Source organism: Acinetobacter lwoffii, assembly GCF_024129735.1.
GTDB classification, from domain to species: Bacteria; Pseudomonadota; Gammaproteobacteria; order Pseudomonadales; family Moraxellaceae; genus Acinetobacter; species Acinetobacter lwoffii_H.
The window spans coordinates 1-22,738 of sequence record NZ_JAMXXK010000043.1; the positions used below are offsets into that span (position 1 = coordinate 1).

A 22,738-nucleotide genomic window follows, 5' to 3' on the forward strand; every position below is an offset into this window, starting at 1 on the left:
CCAATTATCAAGAACTTTATTGATGAATTTATTCTCGATAAGAATCATCTGCTGCCACAGAAAATCTATAAATAATAGTGCGTAAGTCCTAATGTAGTAGATTTAGGTGCTGTAGCCATTTGTCTTGTTCCTATTGTTATATCGACTAAGCTATATTAGTAGATTTGATAAAAATTAAGATTTGATTTGTCTGACAATTATTAATTGCTTACATTTTTTCACCTTGCTTACAAAACAGACTTCCATGCAAAAAGCAAGCCATTTATCTCATACTTTCGCTGCAAAGCCGTTGGACTTTAGGGGTCATTCTGCGTATAATGCCGTGTTAAGTTCAAGCGAGCAGACATAGGAGGGTAGGTTTAAAAAATAGCCTTCCTTTTTTTTCGTCTTCTCGCTTTTTTACAGCCTAAATTTCAGGAGCTTTGGTTTGAGCACCCCAGCAATTTTAGCCCTTGCCGACGGAACTATCTTTAAAGGTACTTCGATTGGCGCATCGGGTAGTACGACTGGTGAAGTCGTTTTCAACACTGCCATGACTGGCTATCAAGAAATTTTGACTGACCCGAGTTATGCACAGCAACTTGTGACACTGACTTACCCACATATCGGTAACACAGGCTGTAATGAAGAAGACGCTGAATCAGGTCGTATTCATAAGGTTTGGGCGAACGGATTGATCATTCGCGACCTGCCTTTACTGCACAGTAACTTCCGTTCAACCCAATCATTAGCTGAATATTTGGTACAACACAATGTTGTGGCAATTGCGGATATCGACACGCGTAAATTGACACGTATCTTACGTGACAAAGGTGCGCAAAATGGCTGTATCCTTGCTGGCGAAAATATCACTGAAGCTGAAGCGCTTGAAAAAGCACGTGCATTTGGTGGTTTAAACGGTTTAGACCTGGCAAAAGAATGTTGCGACCCTGAAGGTTTTGAATGGACTGAAGGCTCTTGGACATTAGGCAAAGGTTTCTCTCAACCAGAAGCTAAATTCCATGTTGTTGCATACGATTACGGTGTCAAAACCAACATCTTACGTATGCTCGCAGACCGCGGTTGTAAACTGACTGTTGTGCCGGCGCAAACTCCTGCTGCTGATGTACTTGCACTGAATCCAGATGGCGTGTTCCTGTCGAACGGTCCTGGTGATCCGGCTGCATGTGACTACGCAATTGAAGCTGTAAAAACAATTGTAGAAACCACTGAAATTCCAGTATTTGGTATCTGCCTGGGTCACCAGATCCTTGCGCTTGCAAGTGGTGCTAAAACCTTAAAAATGCCTCACGGCCACCACGGTGCGAACCATCCTGTACAAAATCTTGATAACGGTACAGTGATGATTACTTCTCAAAACCATGGCTTCGCAGTCGATGAAAGCAATCTGCCTGATGTGTTGCGTGTAACGCATCGCTCACTGTTTGATGGCACCAACCAAGGTATCCATCGTACAGACAAACCTGCGTTCAGCTTCCAGGGTCACCCTGAAGCAAGCCCGGGTCCACATGACTGCGCACCATTGTTCGATCATTTCATCGAACTTATCGAAGCATCTAAGAAGTAATTAAGGAAGCATCATGGCTAAACGTACTGACATTAAAAGCATCTTGATTATTGGTGCTGGTCCGATTGTCATCGGTCAAGCATGTGAGTTTGACTACTCAGGTGCTCAAGCATGTAAAGCCCTTCGTGAAGAAGGCTACCGCGTTATTTTGGTCAACTCGAACCCAGCGACCATCATGACCGACCCAACCATGGCAGATGCAACTTATATTGAGCCAATTACTTGGCAAACTGTTGCAGCAATTATTGAGAAAGAACGCCCAGACGCTGTTCTTCCGACCATGGGTGGTCAAACTGCATTGAACTGTGCCCTTGCCCTCGATGAGCACGGCATTTTAGAAAAATTCAATGTTGAATTAATCGGTGCAACCAAAGAAGCGATTGAAAAAGCTGAAGACCGCAAACTGTTTGACCAGGCAATGCGTAAAATTGGTCTTGAATGTCCAAAAGCTGACGTTGCTGAGTCAATGGAACATGCTTTAGAAATTCAAGCACGTTTCGGCTTCCCAGTGATTATCCGTCCATCATTCACCATGGGTGGTTCTGGTGGCGGTATCGCTTACAACAAAGAAGAATTCATCGAAATTTGTGAACGCGGTTTCGATCTTTCTCCGACTAAACAATTATTGATCGATGAATCTTTAATTGGTTGGAAAGAGTACGAGATGGAAGTTGTTCGTGACAAAAACGACAACTGTATCATCGTATGTACGATTGAAAACTTTGACCCAATGGGCGTACACACTGGTGACTCAATCACTGTTGCTCCTGCGCAAACATTGACAGACAAAGAATTCCAACTTCTACGTAACGCATCTTTAGCTGTACTACGTGAAATTGGCGTAGAAACAGGTGGTTCTAACGTACAGTTCGGTATTTGTCCAAATACTGGTCGTATGGTTGTGATCGAGATGAACCCACGTGTATCACGTTCATCTGCCCTTGCCTCTAAAGCAACTGGTTTCCCAATTGCAAAAATCGCTGCGAAATTAGCGGTTGGTTACACGCTTGATGAGTTGAAAAACGACATCACTGGCGGTACAACACCTGCATCGTTTGAACCTGCAATTGACTACGTTGTAACCAAGATTCCTCGTTTCAACTTCGAGAAATTCCCACAAGCTGACGCAACGCTTACAACTCAGATGAAATCTGTCGGTGAAGTGATGGCGATTGGTCGTAACTTCCAGGAATCTGTACAAAAAGCCCTTCGTGGTCTTGAAGTTGGCGCTTCTGGTTTTGACGAAAAAATTGAAGTGGGTGCTGAAGGCGCGCGCGACAAAATCTTGCAAGAGCTTAAAGTTCCAGGTCCTGAGCGTATTTGGTACGTGGGCGACGCATTCCGTCACGGCTTTACTTTAGACGAAGTATTCGCTGCAACGAACATTGACCGCTGGTTCTTGATTCAAATCGAAGACATCATCAAAACTGAAAACCAAATCAAAACTTTAGGTTTTGGCGACTTGAATGCGGACAACATCCGTGGGTTCAAACGTAAAGGTTTATCAGATCTTCGCATTGCCAACTTGATGGGCATTTCACAAAAACAATTCCGTAAACACCGTTGGAACCTGGGCGTAACTCCAGTTTACAAACGTGTGGATACATGTGCTGCAGAATTCGAATCTGATACAGCGTACATGTACTCAACTTACGATGAAGAATGTGAAGCAAACCCTTCAACCCGTGACAAGATCATGGTAATTGGTGGCGGCCCTAACCGTATTGGTCAAGGTATCGAGTTCGATTACTGCTGTGTACACGCAGCGCTTGCTATGCGTGAAGACGGTTACGAAACCATCATGGTGAACTGTAACCCTGAAACGGTTTCTACGGATTACGACACTTCAGATCGTTTGTACTTCGAACCGATCACTTTAGAAGACGTTTTAGAAATCGTGCGTATCGAGAAGCCTAAAGGCATTATCGTTCAGTACGGTGGTCAAACACCTTTGAAATTGGCTCGTGCTTTAGAAGAAGCCGGTGCGCCAATCATTGGTACATCACCTGACGCGATTGACCGTGCAGAAGACCGTGAACGTTTCCAGCAAATGATTCAACGTCTGCAACTTCGTCAACCAAACAACAGCATTGTAAAATCTGCTGAAGAAGGTATGGCTGAAGCGTCTAAAGTAGGCTATCCATTAGTGGTACGTCCTTCTTACGTGCTTGGTGGTCGTGCGATGGAAATCGTGTACAACGATGAAGAACTCAAACGCTACTTACGTGATGCGGTTCAAGCATCTAACGAAGCACCTGTTCTGCTTGACCGTTTCTTAGATGATGCGATCGAAGTTGACGTAGACTGCGTATCTGATGGTAAAGACGTTGTAATCGGCGGCATCATGCAGCACATCGAACAAGCGGGTATTCATTCAGGTGACTCGGCATGTTCAATTCCTCCTTACTCTCTATCTAAAGAGATTCAGGACGAAATGCGTCGTCAAACTGTGGCGATGGCAAAAGAGCTTGGCGTAATCGGTTTGATGAACGTTCAGTTTGCTGTCAAAGGTGAAGATGTTTACATCCTGGAAGTGAACCCACGTGCGTCTCGTACTGTGCCATTCGTTTCTAAGTGTATCGGTGAGTCGCTTGCGAAAGTTGCTGCACGTTGTATGGCGGGTCAATCTCTTGAGTCGCAAGGCTTCACAACTGAGATTATTCCTGAGCACTTCTCTGTCAAAGAAGCAGTGTTCCCGTTCAACAAATTCCCTGGTGTTGACCCGATCCTTGGCCCTGAGATGAAATCGACTGGCGAAGTGATGGGCGTTGGTAAAACATTTGGTGAAGCGTTCTATAAAGCTGTTTTAGGTGCAAATGAGCGTTTACCAGGTCTTCCAACTGAAGGCGAAGTGAAACACGCATTTATCTCTGTACGTGATTCTGATAAACCACGTGCGGCTGGTATCGCAAAACAATTGATTGACCTAGGCTTCAAGATTCTTGCAACTGATGGTACATTTAAAGTGATTAGCGATGCTGGTCTTGAATGTGAACGTGTCAATAAAGTAACTGAAGGTCGTCCTAACATTGTGGACCGTATTAAAAACGGCGAAATCCACCTTGTGATTAACACGACTGAAGGCAAAAAGGCACAAGAAGACTCATTCTCGATCCGTCGTTCAGCACTTCAAGGTAAAGTGTATAACACAACTACATTGAATGGTGCGGATGCAGTATGCCAAGCTTTAGCAATTAAATTGCCGATGGATGTATATCGTTTGCAAGACCTAACTAAAGGTTAATTCACTTCCAAGAAGTCCCGCCACCTTCTTGGTGGCGGGCTTTTTTTTATTTATAGATTTTATATCTTTCAACTGACTTTTGAGGGACAACATGCAACGTTATCCTATGACACCTGAAGGCAAAATTGCCTTAGAGAAAGAATTACACCAACTGAAAACAGTGGATCGTCCACGTATCACAGCTTCAATTGCAGAAGCGCGTGAACACGGCGACTTAAAAGAAAATGCAGAATACCATGCAGCACGTGAACAGCAAGGCTTCTGTGAAGGTCGTATTCAGGACATCGAAGGCAAACTGGGTGCAGCTCAGGTGATCGACGTAAAAGAACTTGAACAGAATGGTCGTGTGGTTTTTGGTGTAACGGTCACGATTGAAAATCTGGATACTGAAGAACAGAAAACCTATAAAATTGTAGGTGATGACGAAGCAGACTTTAAGATTAACAAGATCTCTGTGAACTCGCCAATTGCACGTGGTCTTTTAGGTAAAAACGAAGGCGACGATGTGAAAATCAATACACCAAACGGTGAAGTTGAATACGAAATTGTGAAAGTTGAATATCTTTAAAATTTAAAGCTGTTTAATTTAAAGCCCCTCGATTGAGGGGTTTTTTACCTTTATCTGCTTCCTACAAACGAATTAGCTCTGGGCTTCTTTTAAAAACCCCGATGCAAATAAATTAAATGCATGTAAAGCCTCAGGGAGTACCTGCTCAGGATGTTCGCTAGAAGCCACCCAGAGGGCTGCATTCATTGCAGCACCATTTAAAAATACCGCAGCAGCTTCCGGATCAACTGTTTTAATTCGATCTGCTACCAATAATTGCTCAACACATTCACGCGTGGACTGCAAACATCTGTTTTGACTTGGCCAGTGTGCAGGATCACCCAATACCGCAGGCCCATCGCGCAATACAATGCGCTGGAATTCAGAGTTTAAGGCATTTTGAATATAGGTCCGCCCTTCCAGCATCAATCCTTCCCACAGATCATCAGGCTGCTCCAGATGCTGCTGGGCAGATGAAGCCATTTCCGAATCGATCTGGTCGACCACTGCAGCAAACAAGCCTTTTTTATCGCGAAAATGATGATACAACGCTCCACGGGTCAGCCCTGCTTCTGCCGTGAGCTTATCCATTGAAGTGTCTGCATAACCATATTCTGCAAACGTACGACGTGCCACTTCAATCAGTTTCTTGCGGGTTTCCGCCATTTTTTGTTCACGAACAGACATGAATTACTTTACCTCATCATCACAAAAATTTTAATTGACATACGGACCGTATGTCAATTATGTTTACATACGATGCGTATGTGAAAGTTAAATTGCTTTCACTCATTTATAAATTAGATATTGAATGAGGATAGTCATGACTAGAACTGCGATATTTCCCCAAGACCGCCATGCCCTGTATGAACAGCATGGTTATTCTGCTGCGATCAAATCGGAAGACTTACTGTTTGTATCGGGTCAGGTCGGTAGCCGTGAGGATGGTTCTCCAGAACCAGATTTCGAAAAACAGGTAGAACGGGCTTTTGAAAATTTAGCTGCGACATTGGCAGCAGCTGGTTGTACTTTTGATGATATTGTCGATGTCACCACTTTTCACACCGACCCAGAAGTACAGTTTGAAAGTATTATGAAAGTTAAGCAGCAAGTGTTTAATCAAAAGCCTTATCCAAACTGGACGGCTGTTGGCGTGACCTGGCTGGCAGGTTTTGATTTTGAAATTAAAGTCATTGCCCGTATTCCTCGTAGCACTTAAGCAAGGTCAGCACGTGCTTTAATATTCGATTCACTGGCTGAATTAAGATTGTTGATTCAGCTTAAAGTCCAATTCGGTATAATGATGCATTCCTTGTGGTTATAGCCTCCTCATGTCTGAAAAGTTAATTAATTCTCCTGTGAATCACTGGTGTGAATTCGAGTTCATCTCAAAAACGGTGAAGAATCCCAACATTCATATCAAAGGGAATTATTCGTATTATTCGGCCTATTGGGATCAGGGGTTTGAGCGTTGTGTAGTGCGTTATTTACATGACAGGCCTGCAACGTCTGAGAAGCCCATCGACCAGCTCTATATCGGTAATTTTGTCTGTTTTGGTGCTGAGTGCGTGATTATGATGGGTGGCAATCAACTCCACCGTACCGACTGGATTTCAGCGTTTCCATTCGATACACGCAGTTTTGTACCTGCTGGCGATACTATTATTGGCGATGGCTGTTGGATTGGCTCACGCGCTTTGATTATGCAGGGTGTGAACCTTGGTGAAGGCGCGGTAGTGGCGACAGGCGCAGTCGTGACCAAAGATGTGCCACCATATGCAGTTGTCGGTGGTGTACCTGCAAAAATTATTAAATACCGTTTTCCACAAGAAGATATAGAAAAACTGCTTTCCCTCCAAGTTTACAATATAGATGAAAAGCAGTTTTTAAAAATGCGTGAACAGTTGCAGACGGATGATATTAAACAATTAATCAACTATTTCAAATCGAACCACTAATTAAGTATCGTTTATTTTTCTTCCGAAATTAAATAATGCAAATGATTTACCTTCCTGCTTGGTATGTGAAACCGGATTTAACTTAAATGCTTCTAAATTTGTATCTAGCAACTTAATTTTAAGATCATCAGCTCCTTGAACACCAAGTTGTTCTAACTGTTCAATTTCAGCCCTGTAGCGCTCATATGACTTTGCTAGAGACTCCTTGTGTGAATACTCTTGCTCAAGTCTAGAAAATCTGTTTAAGTTTATATTTGCTATGGTTGCTATCCATATTAAAGGAGCATTAATGGTAATCTTAAATAATAAAGTATGAAGTTCCATATTTTTAAAATCATCAGCATCAAAAAGCCAAAGATTAAAACCAAACATACATAAAACCGTTACTATAAACACAGCCAAACTTATTAAACGAGCCGTATTTGCTTCTTTTCGCTTACTGACAAATCCACCAGCCAATCCCGCCTCACTCGATAAATCAATCGTAGCTTTTGCTCGAGTCTCTACATCTTTTAAATTATCTAATCTTTCTTCTAGTTCTTTCTTTAATGATGGAATATCTTTAGCTTCATCACCATAAATTCTGATATAAAATTGATCTAATTTTTTAAGCCTTCCATCAATTAATTCACTTTTTGTTACCCCTTCTTCATCTTCTACAAAATACTCTTTCCATAATTCTCCTAATTTATTTACTCTTGATTCCATTTCTTCAAATAAATTTTCACCATCCTTATTTTGTTCCTCAAACAGTTCAGCATATTTTTCTTTTATTTCCTTTACTTTCGACGAAAGTTGATCAACTGTAGATTCACCCTGCTCATCTTCCGAAAATAATTCATTATATTTGTCTAGAATTTCTTGCTTAGAATTTTCAATTTCTTCAATGCTTTCTGCGGATGTAAGTTCGACTATACGATCATATATAGAGATGCCATTATCATCTAATTCTAGCTTGCTCTCTATTTCACTAATAGTTCCCAAACAAGCTTCGATTTTATTCTTAACTCTTAAAGTTTCATTACAAGCTTCTTCTAATTTCTGCTGATTAGATTTAATTTTATCTAATTCTTCCTGAAGTAATTTACCAACAGTAAAAGACCTATTTGTTAAATCTCGCAAATCTGCACGTAATGAATACTTAGAACTTAATGAATCATTTAACTCAGCTAGTTCTTTTAGCATATGCTTCAAACGCGCTTCGTCTTTGCTTTTTAACCCCAAAATATCAATACCCATAGCCAACCTATTAGAAAAATTATATTTATTAGATTAATTATTACACAATTATTCCTAGAGCCATAAAAAAACCCACTCAATCGGAGTGGGTTTTTTCAGAATATGGTGGCTATGACGAGACTTGAACTTGTGACCCCCGCATTATGAGTGCGGTGCTCTAACCAACTGAGCTACATAGCCTTAAACTGTGCGCGCATTATGGGATTTTCTGTAAATCACGTCAACCCCATATTGTGCTGTTTGATCAAAATTTGTTGAAGTGAGCCGATAAGCCGGGTTCTGTCGTGAACGATCATTCCTCTAGGCGCACAATCACTCATGCGCTCAAGCGACCTACCCGAATCCAGCATGGGCCATGCCTAATGGATTCCTATTTGGTCTTGCTTCCGGTGGGGTTTACCTCGCCATGAACTGTTACCAGCCATGCGGTGCGCTCTTACCGCACCCTTTCACCCTTACCTCCGATTCCGATTGCTCGAAAACATAATGAAGGCGGTCTTCTCTCTGCTGCACTTGCCGTCGGTTTGCACCGCCCAGGCGTTACCTGGCACCTTGCCCTATGAAGCCCGGACTTTCCTCCCCTGCTTCAATCACGGAGATTTCCACAGCAGCGATCGTCTGGCTCACTTCGAGCGGCATAGTATCAAATATCGAGACTAATTGCTTGATGTTTTTTGAGCAGTCAGTTTTTCATACTTGGCTTGCAGCTGTTCCTGCGTTTCGACATGATTCGGATCCAGTGGAATACAATCCACCGGACAGAACAACTGGCACTGCGGTTGATCATGATGTCCGACGCACTCTGTACATAAATCTGGATGAATCTCATAAATGAGTTCACCCATATAGATGGCCTCATTCGGGCATACAGGTTCACAGACATCACAGTTAATACATTCATCGGTGATATATAAAGACACGCTACCAACCTTGTTGAAGTTTACGCTCGAAGGCCGCAACCACGTTTGGTGGTACAAATTTGGTTACATCACCTCTTAATCGAGCAATTTCACGCACCAAAGTGGATGAAATAAAAGAATATTGTTCTGAAGGAGTTAAAAATACCGCTTCAAAATGGGAGTCCAGCTGACGGTTCATATTGGCCAGCTGAAATTCATACTCAAAATCAGACACTGCACGCAAACCACGCAATACAGCAGTCGCCTTTTGCTCACGGAAAAAATTGACGAGCAAACCATCAAAACCTACAAATTCAACATTGTCCAAATGACTCAATGACTCTTTCGCCAATGCGACACGCTCTTCCAGACTAAATACCGGATTTTTATGATGACCGATGGCAATGGCTACCACAACTTCATCAAACATTCGCGCTGCGCGGGTTACCAAATCAATATGTCCATTGGTAATTGGATCAAAAGTCCCCGGATAAATCACACGAGTTTTAGACATCCATTTGTACTCTGTTTGTTATGTAGAATCTTATTTTAGCAAAAACTTGTTTTTTTGGTGAATAATCCTCATTAATTTAAAAAACTTCACCTTATTTCTAGTTGCGGTACAATAGCAGCACGTTTGGAAGTATCAGATTATGGCGAAAGCATCTATTGTAGTAAAAAAAAATAATGGCGGTACCATTGCACTAAATAAACGTGCCCGCCACGATTATTTTATTGAAGAGAAATTTGAAGCGGGGCTTTCATTAAAAGGCTGGGAAGTCAAATCAATGCGTGCTGGTCGTATGACCATCGTAGAAAGTTATATTACCTTTAAAAATGGTGAAGCGTTCTTGTTTGGTGCACAGGTTCAGCCCTTATTAAGCGCTTCAACCCATGTGGTGCCTGAAGCAACTCGTACCCGCAAGCTGTTGCTGAATCGCCGTGAAATTGAAAAGTTGATGGGTGCAATTAATCAGAAAGGTTATTCCTGCGTTCCATTGGCCTGCTACTGGAAAGGTCCACATGCCAAGCTGGAAATTGCTCTGGTGAAAGGTAAGCAGCTTCATGACAAACGTGCCACCGAAAAAGACCGTGACTGGCAACGTGATAAGGCGCGAATTTTCCATAAATAATGGATTAAAAGTTGAATATAAAAAAACCTCCGCATTTGGAGGTTTTATTATAACTTTAAGCTTTACCGCCCAGTCTTGCCAGAGTCAGGGCAATATATTCCCCAAACCAGAACGCGGTTTTTAAATCGCCTTCAGGTGGAGTCACTTCTACCGGTGCGTTATCTGACTGGGTCATTAAACCCAAAAAGCTCGACATCCGGTTTAGATCAGTCACGGCACGACCTGTCGGCATTAATGGTAAGCCACTCCATAGCATACCGTGCTGCATGGCGAACAGATTGATCTGCTGTAACACTGCCAGCTTATCGCCACTAAGTCCGCCACCATTGGTAAAAGCCGCTGCCAGTTTTCCCTGCCAGGTACGTGCCAACCAGCGCTTGGAAGACTGTTCCATAAATAGCTTCATGGCAGAGGTCAGGCTACCCATATAGGTCGGACAGCCAAATATAATTGCATCGGCGGCATCCAGTACATCCCAGTCTATATGTTCGACATTCATCATATGCACCTGAACACCGGTTTCCCGTGCACCATCGGCAATAAAATTTGCCACTTTAGCCGTGTGTCCATAAGGACTGTGATAAACAATCGCAACAGATTTGGAAGATAGGGACATAACGCTCAAAAGCCAAAAAATTCAGTTAAGTTTAACATTTTCATGTCATAAACACGAATGTCGCCATACGCCCTGTTTTTGGCTCACGGCGATAAGAAAAATATTCATGTGCTTGACGATAAGAACACTGATCCCCACCCAATACGGTATTTATGCCGTGTTGCTGCAAGATATAACGCGCAATCGCATACAGGTCGGCATAATATTTACCTGCCTGTTCACCGGCCTGAAATGCACTGTCCAGTTCAGGATATTTACTACAAAAAGCAGCTTTTACTTCAGCGCCAATTTCAAAACATGGCTGACTAATGGCCGCCCCGAGCCAGGCCCAAGTCGGCGGAGTTTGCATGGCTACAAGGGTATTTTCAATAATCCCACCGGCCAGACCACGCCAGCCGGCATGCAAATTGGCAACTTCCGTACCTTTCGCATTCCCCATTACCACAGGTAAACAGTCTGCAGTCATCATCATCAAGGCATGCGCCTTGCGCTGCGTCACCAGACCATCTCCGACCAGTGCGGTAAATGGCATCTGCTCATTAATGCTATGACAAATGGTGCTATGCGTCTGGGTCATCCAGGTAATTTTATCTACGCCAAAGGCAGCGAAATCCTGCAATAAAGCCATACGATGCTGTTGTACCCGTAGCGCATTATCCTGCACATGCAAGGCCAAGTTAAAACCTGCAAGCTCAGGCTGTGCGGATGGCTGTACTTTCGCATGGTGAACGCGAGTCTGGCCGACATACACACCTTGTGGAAGTCCTGGTACAAATTGCATCTCGATTCCTTGCTTTGACGCGAGCTAAATAAAAAGATTAATAGGCTTTGTTTTCGGTACGCAGCACTTCAACCAGATTGGTAAAGTCTTCCGGCCACGGTGCTTCAAAGGTCATTTCTTCTTTGGTACGCGGATGGGTCAGACCGAGTTGTACAGCATGCAAAGCCTGACGCTTGAAGCCACGCAAAGTATCATCTAATAATTGCGATGCACCTGCAGGCATACGGACACGTGGCATATACACCTGATCGCCCACCAAGCCAAAGCCGATATAGCTAAAATGCACACGGATCTGATGGGTACGTCCAGTTTCCAGACGGGCTTGAACACGGGTAAAATGCTGGAAACGCTCTTTGACATTGTAATGCGTCACCGCGTCTTTACCACCTGGAAGTACGGTCATTTTCACACGATCCACCGGATGGCGTTTGATTGGTTCATCAATGGTACCGCCAGCAATAATATTGCCGTAAACCACCAAGTCATACAGGCGATATACTGATTTTTTCTCAAGCTGTTTGCTTAAGGCAAATTGTGCTTCCAGATTTTTGGCGACGACTAACAGACCGCTGGTGTCTTTATCGATACGATGTACCAGACCTGCACGCGCCAGTTCAGCCGATTTCGGATAGTGATGCAATAAAGCATTCACCAAGGTGCCAGAACTATTGCCAGCGCCCGGATGTACCACCATACCGACTGGTTTGTTGATGACCATAATGTCATCATCTTCATAGATGATGTCCAGTGGAATATCTTCCGGCAGACTGCGCGTTTGCGCTTCAAGCTCAACATTTAAAGTCAGGGTTTCAAAACCATCACTTTTAAATTTCGGCTTAACCGGTTGACCATTCACCAATAAATTGCCATCTTTAATCCATTGCTTTAATTTTTCTCGAGAAAAATCGCTCCAGACCATTGCGGCAATCTGGTCGATCCGTTGCCCGATATAAGTTTCATCCAGTTGAAATTGCAACGATAAACGTGTTGCAGTTGCTTCTGAAGTATGGTTATCTGCATCCTCAGAATCTTCAAGTAAATTGAAATCAGTATCAGGGATATTAGAATTGGAAGATTGTGCTTGACTCATTTGCTCATTCAGACAAAAGTGGTTTAATAGTGCAATTGTAGCTCATTGCCCGTATTAACAGAGGAATTTTTATGTCGCTACCACATTATAAAATGACAATGCTTGCTGTGACATTAGGCATTGCATCGGCAATGGTAGGCTGTAGCAGTAATCCAAAAAAAGAAGTCGTGGATAAAGGTCCGGAATCTAGCGAACAGGTTTATATTCAAAAAGCACAGAAAGCGCTAGATCGTAATCAATATACCGATGCAGCAAAACAGTTAGAAGCGCTGGAAACTTATTTCCCGACCAGTCAGTATGCCCCTCAGGCGCAGCTTGAACTGTTGTATGTAAAATTCCAGCAAAAAGATTATGAAGGTGCGGTTGCACTGGCAGAGCGTTTTATCCGTCTGAACCCGCAACATCCAAATGTCGATTATGCTTACTATGTACGCGGTGTCGCCAATATGGAACAGAACTATAACGGCCTGCTGCGTTATACCTCACTGAAACAATCGCATCGTGATGTCAGCTACCTGAAAGTGGCTTACCAGAATTTTGTTGATTTCATTCGCCGCTATCCATCTAGCACTTATGCAGTGGATGCAGCACAGCGTATGCAGTTTATCGGTCAGGAACTGGCTGAGCATGAAATGAACGCAGCACGTTTCAACATCAAGCGTAAGGCTTATCTGGCAGCAGTTGAACGTGGCTTGTGGGTGATTGAACATTATCCTCAAACTCCGCAGATTCCAGAAGCACTGGCAACGGTTGCTTATGGCTATGCTCAGCTAGGTGATAAAGCGACTTCTCAGCAATATGTGGATGTATTAAAGCTGAATTATCCGAATCTGGTGAAATCAGATGGGACGGTGAATCTGCGTGCAGCGCGTAGTGAAGGCAGCTTCTTTAACCGCGCGACACTGGGTATTTTTGGTAAAGAAGCCAAGACTGTAACCGACACCGATGCACAGTCTGATGCGCCAGAAAATGAAAAGCGCAGCATCACCAATCGCATTTCATTTGGTTTGCTGGATCGTCCTAAAACGGCTGAATAAAGCTAAAGAAGGCCGGCAGCATCAGCAAATAAGACAGCGCTTTACAGGTGCATTTTCCTCAAGGGCAAGGTATCATACTTGCCCTTTTGCGTTGTCTTGCCCAGGCTTGAACAAAACGTGCAAAAGGTATACAAAGGAACTTGAAATATTCAATGTCCAACTAGACTATTTTCATTTTTTCAGTGATTTAGACCTTAGATTCCAGCACGAGAAGCTCAGCAGACCATGGCCATTCCTCAACATACGATTGATCAGATTCTCGATCGCACCGATATTGTCGATGTGATTGGTCAATTCGTAAAACTGAAAAAAACAGGCCGTACCTATTCAGGCTGCTGCCCTTTTCATCAGGAAAAATCACCGTCTTTCCACGTCTATCGTGACAAACAGTATTTTCACTGTTTTGGCTGTCAGGCCAACGGTAATGCCATCCGTTTTTTAATGGACATTGGCAGCCGTAATTTTGTCGAAGTGATGAAAGACCTGTCCAGCCAGACGGGCATCGAACTGCCTAAAGACAATACTGATTCCAATAAATTAAAATATAAACGTGAAGCAGCCAAACCCAAAATCGTGCCTGCTCAAACTGCACCACAAACTCAGCCGCAACAGAATAACGCTCCAACAGAAAATAATAATGCTGCATCTACGGCGAGTTTCGATCCATTTGCAGAGTTTCAGACAGTCGAACAGGATTTTTATGGTGACCCTTTTGCTTCTTTTGAACACCTACCGATGGCGGAAGTTCAGCAAGACGGTAACCTCTACGACCTGCTAGAAAATATCGCGCAGTTCTATGAACGCCAGTTACCCAACAGCCCGAGTGCCCAGCAATACTTTAAACAGCGTGGTCTGACTGCAGAAACCATTGCCTATTGGCGCTTAGGCTATGCGCCCGAAGACTGGCAACATCTGGAAAAAGCCTTTCCTCAGGATATTGAAGGCTTAAAACTTTTAGGTCTGATTCGTACCAGCGACAGTGGCCGTGATTTTGATCTGCTGCGTGAACGGGTGATTTTCCCGATCCGTGATACCAAGGGTCGTGTAGTTGGTTTTGGCGGCCGTGCCCTGAATGACGAGATTAAGCCTAAATATATCAACTCGCCAGATTCTGAGGTCTTCCATAAAAACCAGTTGCTGTATGGCCTCTATGAGGGCCGCAAACAGAAAGCCCAAGAATGGCTGATGGTCGAAGGCTATATGGATGTGATTGCGCTTCAGCAATATGGCATTCATGGCGCAGTAGCAACTTTAGGTACAGCGAGTAATACCGACCACCTGAATATTCTGTTCAAGCAGAGCAACCGGCTGACCATTGCCTTTGATGGGGATGCTGCCGGTCAAAAAGCAGCGCGCCGTACCTTAGACATTGCCCTGCCCCTGCTGAATGATGGCCGAGAGCTGAAGTTCTTTGTTTTGCCCGCTGACCATGACCCAGATTCATTGATCCGCCGTGAAGGGATAGAAAACTTCAGACGCTTGCTGGATCAGGCACCGTTGATGTCGGACTTCGTGTTTGCCCATCTGACCCAAAATCAGGATATCACCACCCCAGAAGGCAAGAGTCAGGTTATGGGTGAACTAAAAAATCTGACCGAATTACTGCCCAAACACGGCTCCTTCCGTTATCTGCTGCAGCAATTTTTCCGTGAAAAACTGGGCTTTAATCGTAAATGGCAACCTAAGGTCAATACAGATGCATCTTTAAGCTTTAGTACCAAAATTGATGCTGAAGAATATGTGATTGCGATCTTGATGAATCATCCTTATCTGTATATTCATTTTGAACCACTGCGCGCGCTAGTAGCGGAAGATCAGTTGCTGTTTAAGATTTTGAATATTCTGAATGTGATTTTTGATGACTTGCCGGATGATCCTGAACTGTCGATCTATTATGTGCTCGGTGCCTGCGCAGCCCATCATCATGAACTGCAGCATATTCTGCAGCATGCCAATGTCAGCGATTACACCTCATCGCCGGAACAGGCCGATAAGCTCGCGGCTGATTTTTCAACCAAGCTGCAATATCAGTGTTTAAAAAACAAGATTAAATCCAAGAAATTTAACAGTATTGCAGAAATGAAAAACCTGAAAATGCAGATTTATGAGATTGACCGCAAACGCTCAATGACCCTGTTAGAAGATTAATTTTTCAAATTATTGATTCTTTTGAATCCAATGAAGTCACTGCTAGCTCACATTATTATTTATAATTTTCTCAAATAATCAGGCTGGGTTTTATGTTGAAGTACAAATCAGCAAAGAACCAAGCTTCTCATCATGCTGATTAAAACGAATGCCTGGATTTACGACGTTTCGCGACTACATTGCCCAGTTCTTCCTGCAACAGCTCAAAATAGGCAGGATCTTCTGCTTTGGCCGCCTCACGCAGCACAATAGAGGTTGGATGCAACAGTTTTTGAGTTAAGCGATGCGAAAACTCGGCCAGTACAATGTCTGCCTTTTCGCCCTTGGCAATTCGCTGCATTGCCAGTGACAATTCTTCCTGACGTAATGTTTCCCCGTGGTCACGGTAGGCATGAATGGTCGCCCCGGCCTGTTTGACCTTTTGCTGGGTCATCAGTTCTGTAGCCAACTGATTGACCATGATCTCGGCTTCAACAGCCGCTTGACGGCGCTGTGCCAGATTTTCCTCAATCACGCTTTGCAGGTCATCGACCCCATATAGATAAACCCCATCCAAGCTTTCTACTTTTGCATCAATATCACGTGGCACGGCCAGATCTACCAGTAGCATCTGCTGGTAACGACGTTTTTTCAGTGCAGCCTTTACATCGGTAAAATGGATCACTTGATGCAAACTGCCGGTACAACTGGAAATGACATCGGCACGATGCAGATTTTCTGCAAGCTGATCAAAACCTATAATTTCGACCTCAACCCGATGTGCAATTTCCTGTGCCAGGATATCCGCACGCTCGCGGGTACGGTTACAGATAATGATCTTGCCCACCCCCATCTCTGCAAGGTGTTTGGCCACCAGACTGTTCATCTCCCCGGCTGCCACTATCATAATGGTCAGCTTGTCCGGATGACTAAATACTTGCAAGGCCAGTTGCGCCACCGCATAGCCCATTGAGACCGCATGACTGCCGACAGCCGTTTCCGAACGCACGCGTTTAGCGGCATAAAAGGCATATTCAAAAATCCGGTTGAGATTGCGCGACACCGTATGGGAGTCTTTGGCCAGAGAAAGTGCGGTTTTGACCTGCCCCAGAATTTGTGGTTCGCCCAGCATCAGTGAATCCAGACCACTGGCGACACGCATCAGATGCGTCACCGCTTGAGCATTTTCATAACGATAGACATGATGTTGCAGTTGTTTGACATCTACCCCATTTTTCTGGGCGAGCCAGTTTAGCACCATGTCAGCATTTTCAGACATCGCGTAAACTTCGGTCCGGTTACATGTAGACACCACCACCATGTCATTCAGTTCAGGGTGTTGGCTTTGCTCGGCAAGAATGGCACTTAACTTTTCAGGGTTAAAAGCTACCTGTTCGCGCAGTTCTACAGAGGCAGTTTGATGGTTGACACCCAATGCAAAGAAAGACATATCAGGTCATCATTTCACTAAATTTATGCTATTGTGCAACATCGGTGTCATAAAAAGCATTACTTGGATCAAGAAAAAATTGCGTCAAACAATTAGCCGTATCAACGGCCCTACAATTAAGCAATATTCTACCACATTCCTACTGGTGGGTAGCATGGCTTCGACTGCACATCTCTATGCAGCGGAAGCAGTTTACCATGCAAATCAAAATTATGATGCGATAAAACAAAGTATGATGGCTGAGTTTGCCATCGCTGCACATGACATTCCGACCGCTTTGCACAACTATACGGTGCTAGCGATCAAGAGCAATTCCACTTCAGTCAAGCAACGTGCGCTGAATGTCGCGCTGGAACATGATGATCTTCAGGCAGCACTAGATATCTCCACGCACTGGGTGGTACAAGAGCCGCAAGATGTCCCCGCTTTATTTTATTTATCACATATTGCCCTGAAAGCACATGAATATGAGCTGGCCGCTGAGACCTTAGAAAAAATCCTGCAAATTGATGACAGCGCCGATCTGGAAGAAATTCTCGCAGGGATTTCACCAGAAGGTACAGAAGACCGTACTTATCTGATTCAGGCCTTAAGTACCACCAAAGCCAAGGACAACCCGTCTATTCTGGTGCTGGTGGCCGGTCTGGAAGCGCAAAATGGTCAGCTCGAACAGGCTCTAAATACAGTTAACCGTGCCTTAAAAAAACGCCCGAATGCGACTGGATATATCCTGATGAAAGCCAATCTGCTCAATGCACTCGGCGATACTCAGGCGACACTGCAATGGTATGAAAAATCCAGCCGTAAACACCGCAATAATCTGGATGTGCGTCTGGCCGAAGTCAAATATCTGGTCAAGCTGAACGAAGCGACTTTGGCGCTAAAAAAACTGCAAGACATTCTAAAAAAATGGCCGACTGCCGAAGAAGCCCTGTTTATTGCCGGACTAACCAGTATCGACCTGGAAGAATACGAGAAAGCCGAAAAATATCTGGTCGAACTGCGTTATTCTGCGCAGTATCAAAATGAAGCATATTATTATCTGGCAGTGAATGCAGAACGCAAACAGCATTATGAAACGGCTAAAGCTTATTATCGTCTGGTCGATGGCAGTCTTTACACCGTCTCACGTCGCAACATGATCTCGATTTTCGCCCAGCAGGATAAGCTGCATGATGCGCTGCGTTTCTTAACACAGGAAAGAGTGAATTATCCACAACATGCCAGCTTCCTCTATCTAGCCCAGGCGGATATTTTGACGCGCATGCAGAATAAAAAAGCCGCGATCCGCCTGTTGGAAGAAGCCAGCAAAAACCTGCCCGATGACCCTGAACTGGTTTATTCGCAAGTCCTGTTGCTGAACCCCCATCAGGATCGCATCAAGCTGGATGAACTACTTAGCACTTTACTTAAAATTGAACCGAACAGTCCGACCTATCTGAATGCCTATGCCTATACCCTGGCGATGCAGAACCGTCGTCTCGAAGAAGCACGCCGCTATGTCGAACAGGCACTGGAATATGCACCGGAACAGGCATCCATTCTGGATACCTATGGTTATATCTGTTATTTACAGAATGACTTCGCCACAGCTGCGGACGTGTTATACAAAGCTTATCAGTTGAATCCGAATGTGAAGATTGGCGTGCGTTATGCCCGTTCCTTGTACATGAAAGGTGATCTACAACAATTCCACCAAGTGTTACAACAATTACAACAAAACCATCCAAATGACCCAGAATTGAAACAACTTAATTCGCTATTGTTAGCACCACAAACTAAAACGAGTTAATTAATTTATGCGCAATTTGAGCCAATTGGGCTGCTGTGCCTTTGCAGCCACTGCTTTATTTTTAACTGGCTGTCAGCAGATGATCAAGCCTCAAGCGCCTGCCACCCCGTCTGTACAGGCAGAGAATCAATTTCAGCTGCAAGGTAAAATTGGCGTTCGTACCCCTCAACAGACTGGCAGCGCATTCTTTACCTGGGTACAACAGCAGGAAGAATTCGATATTGAGCTCAGCGGTATCTTAGGCGTCGGTAAAACCCAGATTTCTGGCACACCGGGACAAGTGACCTTAAACAGCGCAAAAACCGGTGTGATTCAGGCAGCCAGTGCCGAAGAATTACTGCAACGTGCAACCGGCTGGCAAGCGCCGATCAGTTATTTAGTCGATTGGGTACAAGCCCGCCCTGCTACCACGACTGCCAAATTACAAAAAGACGATACACAGCGAATTAACCAGATTATCGAGCAGGGCTGGACGGTCGATCTCAATTATAATGCGCAGGCCAAAATGCCAAACCGTTTGATTTTAAAGCAGTCACTTGAAAATGGTGCGGAAAACCGTATTACAATGATCATTGAAAACCGTTAATTGACCTGATTCCAGCCCATGATAATTCGTGTTCCTTCGCCTGCTAAACTGAATTTGTTTTTACATATTACCGGTCGCCGTGAAAATGGCTATCATGAACTGCAAAGTATTTTTCAGTTGATTGACCTGTATGACTGGCTGGAGTTTGAACAAAGCGCTGATGATGCGATTCAGATAGAAGGTTTGGCCTCAGTCGATCTGCAACAGAATTTAATCTATCGGGCGATACAATTATTGAAGCCCTATGCCAAAACGCCGTGCGGACTAAAAATTCGTCTGGAAAAAAATATCCCGATGGGTGCAGGTCTGGGTGGAGGGTCTTCCAATGCAGCGACGACCCTGATTGTGATAAACCAGCTCTGGCAGTGCGATTTAAATATTGAGCAACTGGCAGATCTCGGGGTTAAACTGGGTGCAGATGTGCCGATATTTGTGCATGGTAAAAATGCTTGGGCTGAAGGCATTGGTGAACACTTAACATTCATAGACTTAGATCAAAAAAAATTCATTGTGTTAAAACCTGATTGTTTTATCAGCACTCAACTGCTTTTTTCGCAAAAAGCATTGACAAGAGACACGAAGAGCACTAAATTTTGCGCCTATCAGGAAACGCCATCTGATTTTGGAAATAACTTTGAGCCACTGGCAAGAAGCTTATATCCTGAAGTCGATGAAGCAATGCAATATCTCGACCAGTTCGGTAGAGCAAAGCTTACAGGTACAGGTGCTTGTGTGTTTATTGAAGTCACTGACAATCTGAATATCGAAGATATTCTTGCAAATGCACCATGTAAAGCTTACCTGGTCAACAGTTTACAAGAATCACCTTTAGTTCAGTTTAAAGTGTAGATAGGGGTATCGCCAAGTGGTAAGGCACCGGGTTTTGATCTCGGCATCCGTTGGTTCGAATCCAGCTACCCCTGCCATTTTCCACCTGTAGATGTACTGTATTAGGGGTATCGCCAAGTGGTAAGGCACCGGGTTTTGATCTCGGCATCCGTTGGTTCGAATCCAGCTACCCCTGCCATCTTACAGTCATCAAATTAGGGGCGTCGCCAAGTGGTAAGGCACCGGGTTTTGATCTCGGCATCCGTTGGTTCGAATCCAGCCGCCCCTGCCATTTTCTCGAAAAAAGACAGAACACTCATTTGCTGTAAGACTGTTAATTTACCTTGACACTTTACCGCAAAAATATTAAAGTTCTGCCGCATTAGGGGTATCGCCAAGTGGTAAGGCACCGGGTTTTGATCTCGGCATCCGTTGGTTCGAATCCAGCTACCCCTGCCATCTATTCCCATATATCCCAACCGCCAAGGGTGCTTCATGCCCAATCTTGTCGTTTTTAGTGGATCTGCGCATCCACAATTCGCTCAAAAAGTCGTAAGTCACTTACATATTCCTCTAGGCGCTGCCTCTGTAGGTCAGTTCTCTGATGGTGAAATTGCTGTCGAGATTACTGAAAACGTTCGTGGTAAAGACGTATTTATCGTACAACCTACTTGTGCCCCAACTAACGATAACCTGATGGAAATCTTGGTGATGGCTGATGCTTTGCGTCGTGCAAGTGCGGGTCGTATTACTGCCGTGATTCCTTATTTTGGTTATGCTCGTCAAGACCGTCGTCCACGTTCAGCACGTGTTCCAATTACTGCAAAAGTTGTAGCAGACATGCTCACTACTGTAGGCGTTGACCGTGTTGTGATGATCGACTTGCACGCTGACCAGATCCAAGGCTTCTTCGATATCCCTGTAGACAACATCTACGGTACACCAGCGCTACTTGCTGACTTGCGTCAACAGTCGCATCACAACCTGATGGTGGTTTCACCTGACGTAGGTGGTGTAGTGCGTGCACGTGCTGTTGCGAAACAAATGGGCGATATCGATCTTGCAATCATCGATAAGCGTCGTCAAAAAGCGAATGAATCACAAGTGATGCATTTGATTGGCGATGTAAAAGATCGTGATTGTGTCATTGTTGATGACATGGTAGATACTGCTGGTACGCTATGCAAAGCTGCTGATGCATTGAAAACTTTCGGTGCTCGCAAGGTTGTTGCGTATGCAACGCATCCAGTACTTTCTGGTAAAGCGATTGAAAACTTAAAGAATTCTGTGATTGATGAACTGGTTGTGACTGATACCATTCCTCTTTCTGATGAAGCTTTAGCACTGGGCAAGATTCGCCAGGTTTCAGTAGCCAGTATGGTTGCCGAAACGATTCGTCGTATTAACAACGAAGAATCTATTAGCGCAATGTTCGATTCTTATCTATAATAGAGCGCTGAATTTTCAAAGCCCTGCCATTTGGTAGGGCTTTTACTCACCAGACTGGTCGCAAGTCTGGTTCATTTAACTTAAATAGGATGTCTATCATGGCAAACTTCGTATTAAACGCAGCAGCACGTGAAGAAGCAGTTCAAGGGAAAGGTGCGAGCCGCCGCCTTCGTCTTCAAGCTAAAGTTCCTGCAATCATCTACGGTGGTGAAGCTGCTCCTGTAGCAATTACTGTTGAGCTTCGTCAGCTTGTTAAATTCTTAGAAAACAATTCATTCTTTGAAGAAGTTATCGAAATTGATGTAGACGGTAAAGTTGAAAGCGTGAAAATCCAAGCGTTACAACGTCACCCAGCTAAAAACACACCAATGCACGCTGACTTCAAACGCGCATAA

At 44.1% G+C, this 22,738-nt stretch carries 21 protein-coding genes, 5 tRNA genes and 1 other RNA gene; 17 read left to right on the forward strand and 10 right to left on the reverse strand.

The window, feature by feature from the left end:
* Positions 1–427 precede the first annotated feature (427 nt).
* From carA to greA, 3 genes are all read left to right on the forward strand, one after another.
* Complete coding sequence (carA, locus tag NI469_RS11940) at positions 428–1,567, forward strand: glutamine-hydrolyzing carbamoyl-phosphate synthase small subunit (protein ID WP_004280574.1); 1,140 nt, start codon at positions 428–430, stop codon at positions 1,565–1,567.
* Between the two features lie 13 nt (positions 1,568–1,580).
* Positions 1,581–4,811, forward strand: coding sequence for a carbamoyl-phosphate synthase large subunit (gene carB, locus NI469_RS11945; RefSeq protein WP_121979617.1), 3,231 nt, complete (start codon positions 1,581–1,583; stop codon positions 4,809–4,811).
* 91 nt (positions 4,812–4,902) lie between these two features.
* Complete coding sequence (gene greA / locus NI469_RS11950; protein WP_004645764.1) at positions 4,903–5,379, forward strand: transcription elongation factor GreA; 477 nt, start codon at positions 4,903–4,905, stop codon at positions 5,377–5,379.
* A gap of 72 nt (positions 5,380–5,451) precedes the next feature.
* Here greA and NI469_RS11955 read toward each other — a convergent pair whose 3' ends face one another.
* A complete protein-coding gene (locus NI469_RS11955) occupies positions 5,452–6,045 on the reverse strand; it encodes a TetR/AcrR family transcriptional regulator (RefSeq protein ID WP_121979618.1) in 594 nt (197 codons plus the stop codon).
* A gap of 136 nt (positions 6,046–6,181) precedes the next feature.
* On the opposite strand from NI469_RS11955, the gene NI469_RS11960 reads away from it, so the two are divergent.
* Positions 6,182–6,577 (forward strand): RidA family protein, encoded by a 396-nt coding sequence (locus NI469_RS11960; protein WP_121979619.1) that lies wholly within the window; start codon positions 6,182–6,184, stop codon positions 6,575–6,577.
* Positions 6,578–6,689: 112 nt separating this feature from the next.
* The gene (locus NI469_RS11965) at positions 6,690–7,316 is read left to right on the forward strand and encodes a CatB-related O-acetyltransferase (protein WP_121979620.1); all 627 of its coding nucleotides are present in this window, start codon (positions 6,690–6,692) and stop codon (positions 7,314–7,316) included.
* On the opposite strand, the gene NI469_RS11970 is transcribed toward NI469_RS11965, so the two are convergent.
* From NI469_RS11970 to coaD, 5 genes are all read right to left on the reverse strand, one after another.
* Entirely contained in the window at positions 7,317–8,555 is a 1,239-nt protein-coding gene (locus tag NI469_RS11970) for an AAA family ATPase (protein ID WP_121979621.1), read from the reverse strand.
* Between the two features lie 103 nt (positions 8,556–8,658).
* Positions 8,659–8,735: transfer RNA gene (locus tag NI469_RS11975), tRNA-Met, on the reverse strand.
* A gap of 72 nt (positions 8,736–8,807) precedes the next feature.
* Positions 8,808–9,185: RNase P RNA component class A (gene rnpB, locus NI469_RS11980), an RNA gene on the reverse strand.
* Positions 9,186–9,211: 26 nt separating this feature from the next.
* A complete protein-coding gene (locus NI469_RS11985) occupies positions 9,212–9,475 on the reverse strand; it encodes a YfhL family 4Fe-4S dicluster ferredoxin (RefSeq protein ID WP_004280584.1) in 264 nt (87 codons plus the stop codon).
* Position 9,476: 1 nt separating this feature from the next.
* A complete protein-coding gene (coaD, locus tag NI469_RS11990) occupies positions 9,477–9,968 on the reverse strand; it encodes a pantetheine-phosphate adenylyltransferase (protein WP_004280585.1) in 492 nt (163 codons plus the stop codon).
* Between the two features lie 139 nt (positions 9,969–10,107).
* Between coaD and smpB the strand changes: the two genes are divergently transcribed.
* On the forward strand, positions 10,108–10,587 hold the full coding sequence (gene smpB / locus NI469_RS11995; RefSeq protein WP_004280586.1) for an SsrA-binding protein SmpB: 480 nt from the start codon (positions 10,108–10,110) through the stop codon (positions 10,585–10,587).
* A gap of 55 nt (positions 10,588–10,642) precedes the next feature.
* On the opposite strand, the gene NI469_RS12000 is transcribed toward smpB, so the two are convergent.
* The 3 genes from NI469_RS12000 to rluD are packed head-to-tail and all read right to left on the reverse strand — an operon-like array spanning position 10,643 to position 13,074.
* On the reverse strand, positions 10,643–11,203 hold the full coding sequence (locus NI469_RS12000; protein ID WP_004280587.1) for a flavodoxin family protein: 561 nt from the start codon (positions 11,201–11,203) through the stop codon (positions 10,643–10,645).
* Between the two features lie 40 nt (positions 11,204–11,243).
* Positions 11,244–11,984, reverse strand: a complete 741-nt coding sequence (gene pgeF, locus NI469_RS12005; RefSeq protein WP_044108723.1) for a peptidoglycan editing factor PgeF — start codon at positions 11,982–11,984, stop codon at positions 11,244–11,246.
* 37 nt (positions 11,985–12,021) lie between these two features.
* Positions 12,022–13,074, reverse strand: a complete 1,053-nt coding sequence (gene rluD, locus NI469_RS12010; protein WP_121979622.1) for a 23S rRNA pseudouridine(1911/1915/1917) synthase RluD — start codon at positions 13,072–13,074, stop codon at positions 12,022–12,024.
* Between the two features lie 71 nt (positions 13,075–13,145).
* On the opposite strand from rluD, the gene NI469_RS12015 reads away from it, so the two are divergent.
* Together NI469_RS12015 and NI469_RS12020 are read left to right on the forward strand one after the other, a co-directional pair.
* A complete protein-coding gene (locus NI469_RS12015) occupies positions 13,146–14,111 on the forward strand; it encodes an outer membrane protein assembly factor BamD (RefSeq protein WP_005106322.1) in 966 nt (321 codons plus the stop codon).
* A gap of 225 nt (positions 14,112–14,336) precedes the next feature.
* Entirely contained in the window at positions 14,337–16,259 is a 1,923-nt protein-coding gene (locus tag NI469_RS12020; protein ID WP_004645776.1) for a DNA primase, read from the forward strand.
* Positions 16,260–16,398: 139 nt separating this feature from the next.
* Here NI469_RS12020 and hemA read toward each other — a convergent pair whose 3' ends face one another.
* Positions 16,399–17,688: a glutamyl-tRNA reductase gene (gene hemA / locus NI469_RS12025; RefSeq protein WP_071850742.1), complete on the reverse strand. Its 1,290-nt coding sequence runs from the start codon at positions 17,686–17,688 to the stop codon at positions 16,399–16,401.
* 79 nt (positions 17,689–17,767) lie between these two features.
* Between hemA and NI469_RS12030 the strand changes: the two genes are divergently transcribed.
* The 9 genes from NI469_RS12030 to rplY all read left to right on the forward strand — a co-directional run bounded on the left by NI469_RS12030 (position 17,768) and on the right by rplY (position 22,738).
* The gene (locus tag NI469_RS12030) at positions 17,768–19,480 is read left to right on the forward strand and encodes a tetratricopeptide repeat protein (RefSeq protein WP_071850815.1); all 1,713 of its coding nucleotides are present in this window, start codon (positions 17,768–17,770) and stop codon (positions 19,478–19,480) included.
* Positions 19,481–19,487: 7 nt separating this feature from the next.
* Positions 19,488–20,066, forward strand: a complete 579-nt coding sequence (gene lolB / locus NI469_RS12035; protein ID WP_121979624.1) for a lipoprotein insertase outer membrane protein LolB — start codon at positions 19,488–19,490, stop codon at positions 20,064–20,066.
* A gap of 21 nt (positions 20,067–20,087) precedes the next feature.
* The gene (ispE, locus tag NI469_RS12040; RefSeq protein WP_247143083.1) at positions 20,088–20,915 is read left to right on the forward strand and encodes a 4-(cytidine 5'-diphospho)-2-C-methyl-D-erythritol kinase; all 828 of its coding nucleotides are present in this window, start codon (positions 20,088–20,090) and stop codon (positions 20,913–20,915) included.
* Positions 20,916–20,917: 2 nt separating this feature from the next.
* Positions 20,918–20,992 (forward strand) — tRNA-Gln (locus tag NI469_RS12045).
* Between the two features lie 26 nt (positions 20,993–21,018).
* Positions 21,019–21,093: transfer RNA gene (locus tag NI469_RS12050), tRNA-Gln, on the forward strand.
* A gap of 18 nt (positions 21,094–21,111) precedes the next feature.
* Positions 21,112–21,186, forward strand: a tRNA-Gln gene (locus NI469_RS12055).
* A 92-nt stretch (positions 21,187–21,278) separates the two neighbouring features.
* Positions 21,279–21,353, forward strand: a tRNA-Gln gene (locus tag NI469_RS12060).
* Positions 21,354–21,389: 36 nt separating this feature from the next.
* Entirely contained in the window at positions 21,390–22,343 is a 954-nt protein-coding gene (locus tag NI469_RS12065) for a ribose-phosphate pyrophosphokinase (RefSeq protein ID WP_004280601.1), read from the forward strand.
* 98 nt (positions 22,344–22,441) lie between these two features.
* A complete protein-coding gene (gene rplY, locus NI469_RS12070) occupies positions 22,442–22,738 on the forward strand; it encodes a 50S ribosomal protein L25 (protein WP_004645781.1) in 297 nt (98 codons plus the stop codon).